This window comes from Flavobacterium cheonhonense, from assembly GCF_035671315.1.
In the GTDB taxonomy this organism is placed as follows: Bacteria; Bacteroidota; Bacteroidia; order Flavobacteriales; family Flavobacteriaceae; genus Flavobacterium; species Flavobacterium cheonhonense.
The window spans coordinates 1,030,179-1,043,438 of record NZ_JAXAVY010000001.1; the positions used below are offsets into that span (position 1 = coordinate 1,030,179).

A 13,260-nucleotide genomic window follows, 5' to 3' on the forward strand; every position below is an offset into this window, starting at 1 on the left:
TTTATTTTTAGCCCTTTAAAGAAAATTCTATGAAGCGTACTTTTCAGTTTGTAGCCTTTTTGTGTTGTATGTCTATGGGTTTTGCCCAAGCTCAGGAAACACCTAAAACCAATAAAACCGACGAAAGAAATCCGGATAAATTTAAGCAAATGTACGACTTGTTGGCTACGCCTAACATGTACAGAACAGCATCAGGGGCTCCGGGGCCGGAGTATTATCAGCAACAAGCGGATTATAAGATAGACGTTGAATTAGATGATAAAAACCAACGTCTTTACGGTTCTGAAACCATTACTTATACCAACAATGCCAAAGAAGCCTTAGATTATTTATGGGTGCAATTGGATCAAAATGAAAAAGCCAGAAACTCCAATTCGCCATTGGTGGAAAACAGCAAAACCGATCCGGCTATTTCGGCGCAAACTTTCTCCAGAAAATATTTAGAAGAAGATTTCGACGGTGGTTTTCGAATCGAATACGTTAAAGATGCCCAAGGTAATCCAATGAAATATACCATCAATCAAACCATGATGCGTATAGAGTTGCCGAAACTATTACAACACAAAGAAAAAATTACGTTTTCCATCAAATGGTGGTACAACATCAATAATTACATCATCGACGGTGGCCGTTCGGGTTACGAACATTTTGAAAAAGACGGCAATAATTTGTATGTGTTGGCCCAATTTTATCCTCGAATGGCGGTTTATAATGATGTGGAAGGTTGGCAGAACATGCAGTTTTGGGGTTCGGGCGAATTTGCGCTGACTTTCGGAAACTACGAAGTTAACATTACCGTTCCTGCCGATCATATCATGGAAGCTACCGGAACTTTGATGAACCGCAGCGAAGTTTTTACTCCGGAACAATTAAAACGTTATGCTTTAGCCGAGAAATCTTTTGACAAACCGGTAATTGTGGTAACGCAAGCCGAAGCCGAAGCTGCAGAAAAAGGCTTTTCAGACAAGAAAAAAACTTGGAAATTCAAAGCTGAAAATGTGCGCGATTTCGGGATTTCAACTTCCAGAAAGTTTATCTACGATGCCATGGCGGTAAAAACAGGAAGTACTACTTCTATGGCTATTTCTTTGTATCCGAAAGAGGGTAATCCGCTTTGGGAAGAGTATTCCACTCGTATGGTAGCGCACACTCTAAAAAGCTATTCTAATTATACTTTTGATTATCCTTATCCGAAAGCTGTTTCGGTGAACGCTCGTGATCAGGGTATGGAATACCCAATGATTTGTTGGAATTTCGGTCGTCCGGATGAAACCGGAAAATATTCCGACCAAACCAAATATGGTATGTTAGGCGTAATTTGTCACGAAGTTGGGCACAACTTTTTCCCCATGATTGTCAATTCCGATGAGCGTCAATGGACTTGGATGGACGAAGGCTTAAACTCGTTTATGGAATACTTAGCCGAAAAAACTTTCGATCCTAATTTCCCAACGCGTCGTGGTCCGGCTAAAAATATCATTCCTTACATGAGTGGTGACCAAACCGGTTTAGAACCAATCATGACCAATTCCGAAAGCATTCGTCAGTTTGGCAACAATGCTTACGGGAAACCGGCTACAGCACTGAACATTTTGCGCGAAACCATTATGGGCCCGGAATTGTTTGACTACGCCTTTAAAACCTACGCCAATCGATGGAAATTCAAACATCCAACACCGGAAGATTTCTTTAGAACTATGGAAGATGCTTCGGCAGTTGATTTGGATTGGTTTTGGAGAGGTTGGTTTTACACAACAGATTACAATGACATCGGAATCAAAGAAGTGAAAAAATACTTTGTGAGCAATAATCCGTCAAAAGAGGTGAGCGATTTTATGAAAACCAGACGCCGTCGTGATTCCAGAACAGGAGCAATGGTGTACATGATTGCAGAAGGCAGTGCCGATTACAAACCGGAATTGAACAAGCCATTCAAAATTACCGATTTCCAAGCGTTAGATGAGTATGTCAATAAGAACTTTACTGCCGAAGAAAGAGCCAAGCTTAACGAACCTAAGTATTTCTATCAGGTGACTTTCGATAAACCGGGCGGATTGGTAATGCCGATTATCGTTGAAATTACTTTTGAAGACGGAACCAAAGAAAACCATTATTTCCCGGCGCAAATTTGGCGTATGAACGACAAAGAAGTCAACCGTACTTTTGCCACCCAAAAAGCGATTGCCAAGATTGTTGTGGATCCGAAAGAGGAAACAGCCGATATCGATACGGCAAACAATACTTGGCCAAAAACAGCGGAGAAATCTAAGTTTGATTAACTTAAGTTTGTAACTTTGCAATCTCATTAAAAGAAGTTTTAAGATATGCTCGGATTTGGTTTTGGCGAATTAATTTTTATCATCTTCATCGCTTTGATGTTATTCGGTTCTGATAAAGTGCCCGAAATAGCCAGAACGTTGGGGAAGATTATGGCACAACTTAAAAATGCCACCAACGAAATTAAGTCTGAAATTCAGAAAAGTGCTGAAGTACAAGAATTAAATGATTCTGTGAAAAGCATCACCGGGACTTTTACTGAAGAGGTTGATAAAGTAAAAAGCAGCGTAGATCAAGGCATTTTGCCCGAAATCAAACAAGCTGCCGAAGACCTCGAGTCAATGTCCGGTCCGATCAAACGCCAAATGTAATGCTCGAAAGAATCATCCAACTCGACAAGCAAGTCTTGGTTTATCTTAACGGATTAGGTTCGGAACAATGGGACTGGTTGTGGTTGATTATTACCAAACAACTGAATTGGGCACCTGTATTTATTTTGGTTTTTTACCTGCTGCAAAAAAAAATCGGTTGGAAAAATTTTGGCTACTACGTTCTTTTTATAGCCGTGATGGTGCTGATTTGCGACCAAACTGTCAATCTTTTCAAATACAGTTTTGAACGGTTACGGCCTTGTAACGATATGGAAATAGGAGAAATTATTCGCCGAGTTAAAACCAGTAGTTCCTTTAGTTTCTTCTCCGGTCACGCCACGAATTCTATGGCATCAACAGTACTGACGTTCCTGATTTTAAAACGCTACTACAAACACGCTTACTTACTGTTTTTATTCCCGTTGATTTTTGCTTACAGTCGCATTTACCTAGGCTTGCATTTTCCTACGGATATTTTAACCGGTTACGCCTTTGGAGCTACTTGCGGATACATCGCTTACAGGTTGTACGCAAAATACATCTTTCGTACTTCGTAATTCGCACTTCCAACTTTTACTTTACTCTCGACACCGTTAATCCGTCGCGGATAGGCAACAAAACGGTTTCCACTCTTGAATCATTTTTCAGCAACTGATTGTATTCCATGAGCAGTTTGGTTGTTCTGTCGTTGGCTTTCACTTCTTCCACCACTTTGCCGCTCCACAACACGTTATCGGATAAAATAATACCGCCTTTGTTCATAATCGGAACAATGGCGTGGAAGTAGTTGATGTAATTGTCCTTATCAGCATCAATAAAAACCAAGTCGTATTTTTTGTCCAAAGTTGGGATAATATCCAAAGCCGGACCTAAATGTTGGAAAATTTGATTATCCCATTGGCTGCGGTCGAAATATTTTCGTTGAAAGTCAACCAATTCTTCATTCACGTCTATGGTGTCAATGGTGCCGTTTTCCGCTAAACCTTCGGCCAAACACAAAGTGGCATAACCCGTATAAGTTCCGATTTCCAAAATGTTGGTCGGATGGATGATTTTCGACAACATACTCAAAACGCGACCTTGAAAATGCCCACTCAACATCCGAGGTTGCAAGATTTTCAAATGGGTTTCTCGGTTTAACTTTGCCAACAATTCGGGTTCGTCTTGCGAATGTTTCGTTACGTAATCATCTAATTCGTCGGAAAGGAAATGCATAGGAATAATTTTCGATAGCCAAAATTACAAATTCCAAAATTAGTATTTCAACTTTATGACTAACTTTGCGCCATGGAAATCGAGAAAAAAGACATCCGAAGTTTGACCAAAACCCAATTGCGTGATTTTTTTGTGGCCAACGGCGACAAAGCATTTCGCGGCAATCAGGTCTACGAATGGCTGTGGAGCAAAGCTTCGCACAGTTTTGAGGATATGACCAATGTGTCGAAAGAAACTAGAGCCATGTTAGAAGCCCACTTTGTAATCAACCATGTCAAAGTCGATCAAATGCAACGCAGTGAAGACGGCACTGTCAAAAATGCGGTTCGTTTGCACGACGGCTTGGTTGTGGAAAGCGTTTTGATTCCAACCGAAACCCGAACTACTGCTTGTGTTTCCAGTCAGGTTGGCTGTAGCTTAGACTGTAATTTTTGCGCTACTGCTCGCTTAAAAAGAATGCGAAACCTGGAACCGGGCGAGATTTACGATCAAGTGGTAGCCATCGACAGGGAAAGTCGGTTGTACTATAACCGACCGCTATCGAACATTGTTTTTATGGGAATGGGTGAGCCTTTGATGAATTACAATAATGTGATGAAAGCCATCGATATGATTACTTCGGAAGAAGGTTTAGGGATGTCGCCCAAACGCATTACGGTTTCTACTTCAGGCGTTTCTAAGATGATTAAAAAAATGGCCGATGATGAGGTTAAATTCAAACTCGCCGTATCCTTGCATTCGGCTATCGAATCGACTCGAAACCACATCATGCCGTTTACTAAAAACTTTCCGCTCCCGGAATTACGGGAAGCCTTGCAATATTGGTATCAAAAAACCAAAAGTAAAGTGACTTATGAATACGTAGTTTGGAAAGGAATTAATGACGACAAAGCCTCTGTTGATGCCTTAGTAAAGTTCTGCAAATATGTACCGTGTAAAGTCAATCTAATCGAATACAATCCGATAGACGACGGTGAGTTTCAGCAAGCCTCAGAGGAAGCCATCAACCAATACATCACCGCTTTGGAACGCAATGATATAGTCGCTAAGGTGCGTCGTTCACGCGGGAAAGATATTGATGCGGCTTGCGGTCAATTGGCCAATAAATCCTAAAAAAAACTCCCGACAATTTGTCGAGAGTTTCTTCCTTATATAACTAAGTCAACTAAAATTAATTTCCTAGAGTGATTGTGGTGCTGTTTCCGTTCACAGTCAAAGTTGCTTGGTTGTCACAATCGCCGTTACCGTAATCTAAAGTAGCGGTATTATTATCTCTTACGGTGGTAATTACACCGCTTACAATATGCGGGCAGTTAGCTTCTGCTCTTAACGGAGTAGTGATGGTAGATGTTCTCGTTCCGGCAGGGAAAGTGGTGGTCCAGTTTCCGGAGATGGTAAACACATTGTCAGCCCAAATCATCGGTGTACCAAAGCCTTCAATCATTTCGCGGATTCTGTTTCCAACTCGGTGGTACTCATTTCCGTTAGGGAATGTTACATGCATGTCTATGCTCATATTGGCTACCGGATGCGGTGCTGCTTGAGCTGAAGTGCTTTGAATAGAACGAACCACAGTGCGATTGCCTTCCACTAAAATGTCATTGTGATGGAAATCTACAAAACTGTAACTGATGGTTTGTGACGGCGCGTCAAAGTTCAAACTTCCGCTTACAATAATAGTTCCGTCTAGGACATTACCGTTAGGCAATTCGCAGTTGTCAAAGGTTAAGGTTCTGGTCCAACTGTTAGCAGTCAATTGAATGTCAACTGTTACACATGAAGGCAAAGCCGAAACTTCTTGACTGTTTCTTCCGGCCGATGGATTAGCTTGTAAAGCAAATTGTTCATCTACAATTTTGCTAACATCTTCCGTTACCAAGTCGATTTTCGCATTGACTTTCGCGTCACTTAAATCATTTGAAGCAGCATTGTTGCTGTCATCTTTGCTACAGCTTAGCGCTAAAACTGCTATGGCAGTACTCAATATTAGACTTTTAATTTTCATATTTTTTTTAATTTTTGGTTCTCTGCTTTGAATGCTAAGTTTAAAAAAGGTTTAATCAAATGTAAATATTTTTTTCAAACGAGGGCATTGTTGTATCTTTGAATGCCCGATGGAACTCGGTGCTTTTGTTAATGAATATCACTTCGCAAATAAAACAGCCTATACAAGCCGAAATGGAGCTTTTCGAAAAAAAGTTCTACGAATCGATGACTTCTAAGGTTGCGCTTTTAAACCGAATCACCTATTATATTGTCAATCGCAAGGGCAAACAAATGCGTCCAATGTTTGTGTTTTTGGTAGCCAAAATGCTCTCTGAGAAAGGCGAAGTAAACGAACGAACTTATCGCGGCGCTTCGGTAATCGAGTTGATCCATACAGCCACTTTGGTGCATGATGATGTGGTTGATGATAGTAATCGCCGTAGAGGATTCTTTTCCATCAACGCGTTATGGAAAAACAAAATTGCCGTTTTGGTAGGCGATTATTTGCTGTCCAAAGGTTTGTTGCTTTCTATTGATTATGGCGATTTCGATTTGCTTCGAATCATCTCGGTAGCGGTTCGAGAAATGAGTGAAGGCGAATTACTGCAAATAGAAAAAGCCCGAAGATTAGATATTGTAGAAGAAGTATATTACGAAATCATCCGCAAAAAAACGGCTACTTTAATAGCGTCGTGTTGTGCTCTCGGTGCCAAGTCGGTTTCGGAAGATGAAACGCAAGTAGAAGCCATGCGAAAATTTGGCGAGTTGATAGGAATGGCATTCCAAATCAAAGATGATTTATTCGATTATACGGATGACGCTATCGGCAAACCAACAGGAATTGACATCAAAGAACAAAAAATGACCTTGCCACTCATTTATGCATTGAACCATTGTACCGATAAAGAAAAGAGTTGGTGTATCAATTCGATTAAAAACCACAATAAGGACAAGAAACGCGTTAAGGAAGTTATCCAATTCGTTAAAGACAAAAACGGTTTGCAATATGCCGAGCAAAAAATGTTGCAGTTTCAGGAAGAAGCACTCCAAATTCTTCAAAATTTTCCCCAATCCGAATACAGAGATGCGCTTTCACTCATGGTGAATTACGTTATTGAAAGAAAAAAATAATTTTTTTAAAAAATATTGGCCACTGCAAAGCCTTTGTTTTACTGGGGTTTTTAATTTTCAAATCTCCAAATTGAAAAAATTTCAAATGATGATGCAACCCTTTTTCATTGACATTCGTCTATGCTAATAGAAACACTAACCAATAGTTTTGAAAGTAATCAACTTACATAAAGACGAGAAAGAATTGATCGAATTGGCTGTCGAAAACAATCGGCATGCGCAACATCAGATTTATTCGAAATTCGCTCCTAAAATGCTGAGTGTTTGCCGTCAGTACATTAAAGATGTGCACCAAGCGGAAGATATTATGATTACGGCGTTTATGAAAGTGTTTACCAATCTGAAAAATTTTGAACACAAAGGCAGTTTCGAAGGTTGGATTCGCCGCATTATGATTAACGAGTGTATTTCGTTTATCCGAGTGCAAAAGAAAGTGAAGTTTATTGAAGACGAGACTTATTTCGAAGAGCGACATAACAATATTGAAAGTCAGTTTTCGGTGGAAGATATTCAGTTTTTAATTGACAATTTACCCGATGGCTATCGTATGATTTTCAATTTGTATGCTATTGAAGGATTCAAGCATCACGAAATAGCGACCATGCTGAACATTAGTGAAGGTACCTCGAAATCGCAATTGTCACACGCTCGAAAAATGCTCCAAGACCACATTATTAAATTAAAAAATTACCATAATGGAACCGAATAAATTAGAAAAACAATTCAGAGACCAACTGAATGCCAGAGAAATTCAGCCGTCCGCCCAAGCTTGGGACCGATTGGATGCCATGCTTTCGGTAGCCGAAGAAAAAAAAACAAGAAAACCTTTTGGCTTTTTGTTTATTGCTGCCGGTATTTTGGTTTTAGTAACGCTTGGTTTGTTTTTTTTCAATCAAAACGATACTGTAATCAGTACTCCGAATACAATAGTAGGAACGGAAACTAAAAACGATACGGCTCAAAATCCTGCTGAAATCAGAACGGCGCCCATCGTTGAAAGTCAAAAACAAAATAAAGCAGTAGCTGCTTCTGATGTTCAACCCACAACCCACAACAATGTCTCCCTGAGCGCAGTCGAAGGGCAACAAAAAAGAACTAATCGTCAAGGAGTTTCAATCCAAAATCAATCACCAAAATCCAATCAAATCATCAGAGACAAAACCATCGAATACCAAGTTTCTTCGGATGTAGCACTTAAAGAGTTGCCCAAAATAATGGAGCAAAAAGAAATCGTTATCCGAAAAGAAGTCAAAGCCAAATCCGACGAAAGTTTGTTAGCCGATTTAGACCATAAAGTCAAAGAATCAACCAACAAAACTGCGACTGTAAAAGTAGATGCCAAAAGTCTGCTGTCGCAAGTAGACGGCGAAGTTGAGTACAGTTTCAGAGAAAAAATGCTCCAAAAAATCAACAAAAACTACCAAGAAGTAAAAGTGGCTTTGGCCAACCGAAACAACGAATAGCAATCATTAATCATATCTAAATTAATTACCATGAGAAATTTTACCATTTACTTAGCACTCTTCCTATGCCTTTTAGCAAACAAAACTTTGGCACAGGAAACTTTTGAAGCCAAAGCCAGAGCTATAGCTGAAAAGATTGAAAGCATTACTAAAGAAGAAAAAGCAGCGCTTAAAGCTGAAATTGAAGCCGTGAATAAAGAATTGGAAGCCGGAACAATTACCAAAGAACAAGCCGATGCCAAGAAATTACTATTAGCCGAAACCCGTTCCAAAAACATCGAAACCCGCGTTGGTCAAGCGCAGGATGAATTGAAAGAATTGGTGAATCAAAAAGTAGAAGGGAAAATCAAAGAAGGTAAAAACCATTACTTTTCTGTAGTCATCAAACGCGATTCTATTCGCAAAATCTTGGGTGAAAGAAGAACTACTTCTCAATTCGTTTTCGCTGCCGGAGTGAACAACTTGGTGACTGATGGCAGTGTGGCTAATTCCGACTTCAGATACTGGGGTTCACACTTCTACGAGTGGGGTTTTACATCGAACACCCGTTTGTTTAAAAACGACAATTTATTGCATTTGAAATACGGGATGTCGGTTATGTACAACAACTTGCGTCCAACGGATAACCGTGTATTTGTGACCAATGGCGATCAAACCAACTTGGAGACTTTCGGGTACAATCTTAAAGATTCTCGTTTGCGCAACGTGTTTGTAACCTTGCCGCTTCACTTGGAATTCGACTTTACCAAAGCCAAGGAAAAAGACGGTAAAAAAATATTCAGAACGCATCAAAGTGTTCGTTTCGGAATCGGAGGTTATGCCGGAATGCGTGTGAAATCAAAACAAAAGTTATGCTACGAACTTGACGGAAATGATATTTCAGTAAAAGAAAAAGGCGATTTCAATGTGAACGATTTTATCTACGGTGTGAGCACTTACATCGGTTACGGCGAAACCAGTTTGTATTTGAAATACGATTTGAATCCGATGTTCAAAGACAACGCCATCAAGCAAAACAACATTTCCTTGGGTGTTCGCTTCGACTTCAATTAATTTGATTAGGTTAGTTTATACTTCAAAAAGATGTTTCAGCAATGGAGCATCTTTTTTTATTGCAGATTGATGATTGCAGATTGATGATTGCAGAATAAATCTGAAATCTACAATCGTTAATCAACAATCTTACATCAATTTTTTCATAACTTTAAACCCGCAAACTTTTAAACCTTAAACCCAACTTTGATTACCCGCGAAACCATAGACAAAGTTTTTGAAACTGCTCGAGTAGAGGAAGTCATTGGTGATTTCGTCCAGCTCAAGCGCGCCGGTAGTAATTTTAAAGGGTTGAGTCCGTTTTCCGATGAGCGCTCGCCGTCTTTTATGGTGTCGCCCGTGAAGCAAATTTGGAAAGATTTCAGTTCCGGAAAAGGCGGTAGTGTGGTGACTTTCCTGATGGAACACGAGCATTTCACCTATCCCGAAGCCATTCGGTATTTGGCCAAAAAATACAATATTGAAATCGAAGAGACCGAAGTTTCGCAAGAAGACAGAATCGAAGCTAACGAAAAAGAGAGTCTGTATTTGGTTTCGGAATTCGCCAAAACCTATTTTCATGACACGCTTTTAAACACCGAAGAAGGCAAAGCCATTGGCTTGTCTTATTTCAAAGAAAGAGGATTTACCAACGAAACCATTGCCAAGTTCGGCTTGGGTTATTCGCCCGAAACTTGGGATGCTTTTACTAAAGAGGCCTTGTCCAAAGGCTATCAATTGGATTATTTAGAGAAAGTAGGATTAACCATTACGCGTGAAGACGGCAAACACTTTGATCGTTTCAAAGGTCGCGTGATGTTCCCAATCCAGAGTTTGTCGGGCAGAAATCTGGGTTTTGGTGGTCGAATTTTGACCAACGATAAAAAAGCAGCCAAATACCTTAATTCACCTGAAAGCGATATTTACCACAAGAGCAAAGTTCTTTACGGGATTTTCCATGCCAAGCAAGCCATCGCCAAACAAAACAATTGTTATTTGGTAGAAGGGTATACCGATGTAATTCAGCTGCACCAAGCCGGCATAGAAAACGTGGTAGCGTCCTCGGGTACGGCTTTAACGCCGGATCAAATTCGCTTAATCAATCGCTTGACCAAAAATATTACGGTGCTTTTTGACGGAGATGCCGCCGGATTGCGTGCTTCTATTAGAGGTATCGATTTGATTTTGGAAGAAGGTATGAACGTTAAAGTCTGTTCCTTTCCAGATGGCGATGATCCGGACAGTTTTGCCCGAAAAAATTCGTACGACGATTTAGTACAGTATTTAGAGAATAACGCCAAAGATTTTATACAGTTCAAAGCCTCGTTGCTGATGAACGAAGCCAACAACGATCCTATCAAGAAAGCCGATTTGATTCGGGATATGGTGGTGAGTATTTCTAAAATTCCGGACAGGATTAAGCGCGAAATCTACATACAGGAAACTGCGCGTATCATGGATATTTCCGAGCAGGTTTTACTGAATACTTTGGCGCAATTGGTGCAAAAGGACATTACCGAAGCAGGAAAGAAACAAAAGCAAGAGCAAAAGGCTTTTGAAGTGGTTAAGAACGAACCGCAAGTCAGTCAGGAACGCGTTAATATCATTTATGAACTGGAACGTAAAATTCTCGAAATGCTGTTGCTTTACGGTTCTCAAGAAGCGGATTTTGATGATTATATTTTAAAAGCCAACGAAGAAGGTGAAATGGTAGAAGAGAAGGAGACCAATACCTACAAGGTTTTCCAAAGAATTTATTTGAGTTTACAGGAAGATGAAGTAGAATTGGCTCATCCGACTTTTAAAGAGATATACAGCGATTTAATTCAATATTACAACCAAAATGAGGTGTTTAACGTAGAACACTATCTGATGCAGTTGTCTCCGGAACATTCCCAAGTGGTTACTGATATTTTGATGTCGGAAGAAAGAGAGTTGCTTCATAATTGGGAAACGAAACACATCTATGTCAAAACCAAAACGCAAAATGTTGGGCAATATGTTTCGGAAACGATTATTTCGCTTCGGGAATATTTAATCAATAAGTTGATTCAAGATTTGATGGGTTCGTTTCAGGCGGAACCGGAAACCGATTTGGAAGAACTTAAAACAATGATCAACGATTACAACAAGCTTAAAGTGAGTTTGACCAATAAAATAGGAAGAATACGTTCCATATACTTATAAAAAAACCCCGAATTTCGGGGTTTTTTAATTTTAAACGATTTCCAATGTTTTGGCTTTGTTTACCAAGTCAACTAAGTTAGTCACGTTGAGTTTGGTCAGTAAACGAAGCTTGTACGTACTGATGGTTTTTTCGTTAAGCGCTAAAATCTTAGCAATTTCATTGTTTTTCTTACCGTCGCTTAGGAAACGCAACACCTCGATTTCTCTGTTCGAAAGTTTTCGATACAAACGCTCCGATTTGTTTTGTTTAGCAATCAACGCTAAGTTTCTCTTGATTTCTTCATTTAGGATAATTTGCCCTTGGTGAACTTTCACAATGGTTATTCCTAAATTCTCAAGTTTTGATGTCTTGTGAACATATCCTGCACATCCGGCTTTAATGGCGTTAGGCGCATAAATTTGCTCCGACAAACTACTGAAAACAATAACTTTGGTTTTCGGGAAGTTTCTAATGATCGACTTGATTTCGTAAATACTCTTCAGTCCTTCAAGCTCTAAGTCTATAATTAGGACGTCAATTTCTTTGTTTCTCAAAGCATCTGGGACCATGAAAAAATTCCCTACATTGGACACGATGCTAATTTCAGGATGATCCTTAAAATAAGCTTTCATTCCAAAGTGTACAACCGGAAAGTTATCCGCAATACATACATTTATCATAATTGTGGTATTTGATAAAAATTAATAGAAATTTACTGTAAAGTTAAAAAATAATATTATTAAAATGTTAAAAAAAATAGCATTTATTTAAAGATTTCAGGAATCAAACAAACCGGTATAGGGTTCATTTTATGCTGATTTATCTTATGTAATCGACTGTATATCTCAAAAACTTCTTTATTTCTGCCTTCAAAATCAGTCGCTTTTTTTCCGGCTTCAGCGGCTAACATAGCCCATTCTAATTCGTCATAACTGGCGCCTAACTGGTCTTCATCGGTTCTCGAATCGCCAAACAAACCATCGGTTGGTGCTGCTTGTTGGATGGATTCAGGAATCTCTAAATACGCTCCCAGCGCATACACATCACTTTTCATTAAATCGGCAATCGGACTCAAATCAACACCGCCATCTCCATATTTAGTGTAAAAACCAACACCGAAATCTTCCACTTTATTGCCCGTTCCGGCAACCAATAAGCCATGAATTCCGGCAAAATAATACAATGTGCTCATTCGCAATCTAGCTCTTGTATTGGCTAGAGACAAATTCAATTTGCCTTCGTCTTCCGAACTCGGAACCGCTTTTTTAAACGTTTCAAATACTTCGGTCAAATTCGCTTCCGCGTGTTTTACATTCGGAAATCGCTTTTGCAACTGTTCAATATGTTCTCTGCCACGGCTCACTTGACTGCTGTCTTGGTGTATCGGCATTTCAATACACCAGGTAGTAAAGCCGGTTTGCGCACACAAAGTTGAGGTTACTGCCGAGTCAACTCCGCCCGAAATTCCTACTACAAAACCATTTACTTTTGCAATTGTAGCGTAATTCTTTAACCATGAAACAATATGGGTATTAGTTTCCCCTACCTTAAGATTGCTTTTTTTAGCCATTTTTTTATGAAAATTTTTAAAAACTGAAATGTATATTTGCAAATGTAA

The 13,260-nt window shown here is 39.5% G+C and carries 13 protein-coding genes; 9 read left to right on the top strand and 4 right to left on the bottom strand.

The window, feature by feature from the left end:
* The first annotated feature begins 29 nt into the window (after positions 1-29).
* From SK086_RS04515 to SK086_RS04525, 3 genes are read left to right on the top strand one after another with little or no spacing between them, the layout of a single operon-like run.
* The gene (locus SK086_RS04515) at positions 30-2,279 is read left to right on the top strand and encodes a M1 family metallopeptidase (RefSeq protein ID WP_290875341.1); all 2,250 of its coding nucleotides are present in this window, start codon (positions 30-32) and stop codon (positions 2,277-2,279) included.
* 45 nt (positions 2,280-2,324) lie between these two features.
* Positions 2,325-2,648 carry a Sec-independent protein translocase subunit TatA/TatB gene (locus tag SK086_RS04520; protein ID WP_290875339.1) on the top strand — a complete coding sequence of 108 codons (324 nt, stop codon included), beginning with the start codon at positions 2,325-2,327 and terminating at the stop codon, positions 2,646-2,648.
* Positions 2,648-3,205 carry a phosphatase PAP2 family protein gene (locus SK086_RS04525; protein WP_324690098.1) on the top strand — a complete coding sequence of 186 codons (558 nt, stop codon included), beginning with the start codon at positions 2,648-2,650 and terminating at the stop codon, positions 3,203-3,205. Before SK086_RS04520 ends, SK086_RS04525 begins: the two co-directional genes overlap by 1 nt.
* 16 nt (positions 3,206-3,221) lie before the next feature.
* Here the strand turns inward: SK086_RS04525 and SK086_RS04530 are convergent, their stop codons facing one another.
* Complete coding sequence (locus SK086_RS04530; protein WP_324690100.1) at positions 3,222-3,863, bottom strand: O-methyltransferase; 642 nt, start codon at positions 3,861-3,863, stop codon at positions 3,222-3,224.
* A gap of 72 nt (positions 3,864-3,935) precedes the next feature.
* On the opposite strand from SK086_RS04530, the gene rlmN reads away from it, so the two are divergent.
* Positions 3,936-4,976, top strand: coding sequence for a 23S rRNA (adenine(2503)-C(2))-methyltransferase RlmN (gene rlmN, locus SK086_RS04535; protein ID WP_324690101.1), 1,041 nt, complete (start codon positions 3,936-3,938; stop codon positions 4,974-4,976).
* 58 nt (positions 4,977-5,034) lie between these two features.
* Here rlmN and SK086_RS04540 read toward each other — a convergent pair whose 3' ends face one another.
* The gene (locus SK086_RS04540) at positions 5,035-5,868 is read right to left on the bottom strand and encodes a hypothetical protein (protein WP_290875331.1); all 834 of its coding nucleotides are present in this window, start codon (positions 5,866-5,868) and stop codon (positions 5,035-5,037) included.
* A 131-nt stretch (positions 5,869-5,999) separates the two neighbouring features.
* Between SK086_RS04540 and SK086_RS04545 the strand changes: the two genes are divergently transcribed.
* The 5 genes from SK086_RS04545 to dnaG all read left to right on the top strand — a co-directional run bounded on the left by SK086_RS04545 (position 6,000) and on the right by dnaG (position 11,662).
* Positions 6,000-6,980, top strand: a complete 981-nt coding sequence (locus SK086_RS04545; RefSeq protein WP_290875329.1) for a polyprenyl synthetase family protein — start codon at positions 6,000-6,002, stop codon at positions 6,978-6,980.
* Between the two features lie 148 nt (positions 6,981-7,128).
* Positions 7,129-7,689 (top strand): RNA polymerase sigma factor, encoded by a 561-nt coding sequence (locus tag SK086_RS04550; protein ID WP_324690102.1) that lies wholly within the window; start codon positions 7,129-7,131, stop codon positions 7,687-7,689.
* The gene (locus SK086_RS04555) at positions 7,676-8,443 is read left to right on the top strand and encodes a hypothetical protein (RefSeq protein ID WP_324690104.1); all 768 of its coding nucleotides are present in this window, start codon (positions 7,676-7,678) and stop codon (positions 8,441-8,443) included. The genes SK086_RS04550 and SK086_RS04555 overlap by 14 nt, the downstream gene beginning before the upstream one ends.
* 30 nt (positions 8,444-8,473) lie before the next feature.
* Positions 8,474-9,496, top strand: a complete 1,023-nt coding sequence (locus tag SK086_RS04560; RefSeq protein ID WP_324690106.1) for a cell envelope integrity protein TolA — start codon at positions 8,474-8,476, stop codon at positions 9,494-9,496.
* 186 nt (positions 9,497-9,682) lie between these two features.
* Positions 9,683-11,662, top strand: coding sequence for a DNA primase (gene dnaG / locus SK086_RS04565; protein ID WP_324690108.1), 1,980 nt, complete (start codon positions 9,683-9,685; stop codon positions 11,660-11,662).
* A gap of 30 nt (positions 11,663-11,692) precedes the next feature.
* Here the strand turns inward: dnaG and SK086_RS04570 are convergent, their stop codons facing one another.
* Both SK086_RS04570 and nadE read right to left on the bottom strand, forming a co-directional pair.
* Positions 11,693-12,322: a response regulator transcription factor gene (locus SK086_RS04570; RefSeq protein ID WP_290875319.1), complete on the bottom strand. Its 630-nt coding sequence runs from the start codon at positions 12,320-12,322 to the stop codon at positions 11,693-11,695.
* Between the two features lie 83 nt (positions 12,323-12,405).
* Positions 12,406-13,212: an NAD(+) synthase gene (nadE, locus tag SK086_RS04575; RefSeq protein ID WP_324690109.1), complete on the bottom strand. Its 807-nt coding sequence runs from the start codon at positions 13,210-13,212 to the stop codon at positions 12,406-12,408.
* Between the last annotated feature and the right edge of the window lie 48 nt (positions 13,213-13,260).

Excerpts from the sequence above, each read along its gene's own strand:
- SK086_RS04515 (WP_290875341.1), top strand. The coding sequence starts at position 30 with ATGAAGCGTACTTTTCAGTTTGTAGCCTTTTTGTGTTGTATGTCTATG.
- SK086_RS04520 (WP_290875339.1), top strand. The coding sequence starts at position 2,325 with ATGCTCGGATTTGGTTTTGGCGAATTAATTTTTATCATCTTCATCGCT.
- SK086_RS04525 (WP_324690098.1), top strand. The coding sequence starts at position 2,648 with ATGCTCGAAAGAATCATCCAACTCGACAAGCAAGTCTTGGTTTATCTT.
- SK086_RS04530 (WP_324690100.1), bottom strand. The coding sequence starts at position 3,863 with ATGCATTTCCTTTCCGACGAATTAGATGATTACGTAACGAAACATTCG.
- rlmN (WP_324690101.1), top strand. The coding sequence starts at position 3,936 with ATGGAAATCGAGAAAAAAGACATCCGAAGTTTGACCAAAACCCAATTG.
- SK086_RS04540 (WP_290875331.1), bottom strand. The coding sequence starts at position 5,868 with ATGAAAATTAAAAGTCTAATATTGAGTACTGCCATAGCAGTTTTAGCG.
- SK086_RS04545 (WP_290875329.1), top strand. The coding sequence starts at position 6,000 with ATGAATATCACTTCGCAAATAAAACAGCCTATACAAGCCGAAATGGAG.
- SK086_RS04555 (WP_324690104.1), top strand. The coding sequence starts at position 7,676 with ATGGAACCGAATAAATTAGAAAAACAATTCAGAGACCAACTGAATGCC.
- SK086_RS04560 (WP_324690106.1), top strand. The coding sequence starts at position 8,474 with ATGAGAAATTTTACCATTTACTTAGCACTCTTCCTATGCCTTTTAGCA.
- SK086_RS04570 (WP_290875319.1), bottom strand. The coding sequence starts at position 12,322 with ATGATAAATGTATGTATTGCGGATAACTTTCCGGTTGTACACTTTGGA.
- nadE (WP_324690109.1), bottom strand. The coding sequence starts at position 13,212 with ATGGCTAAAAAAAGCAATCTTAAGGTAGGGGAAACTAATACCCATATT.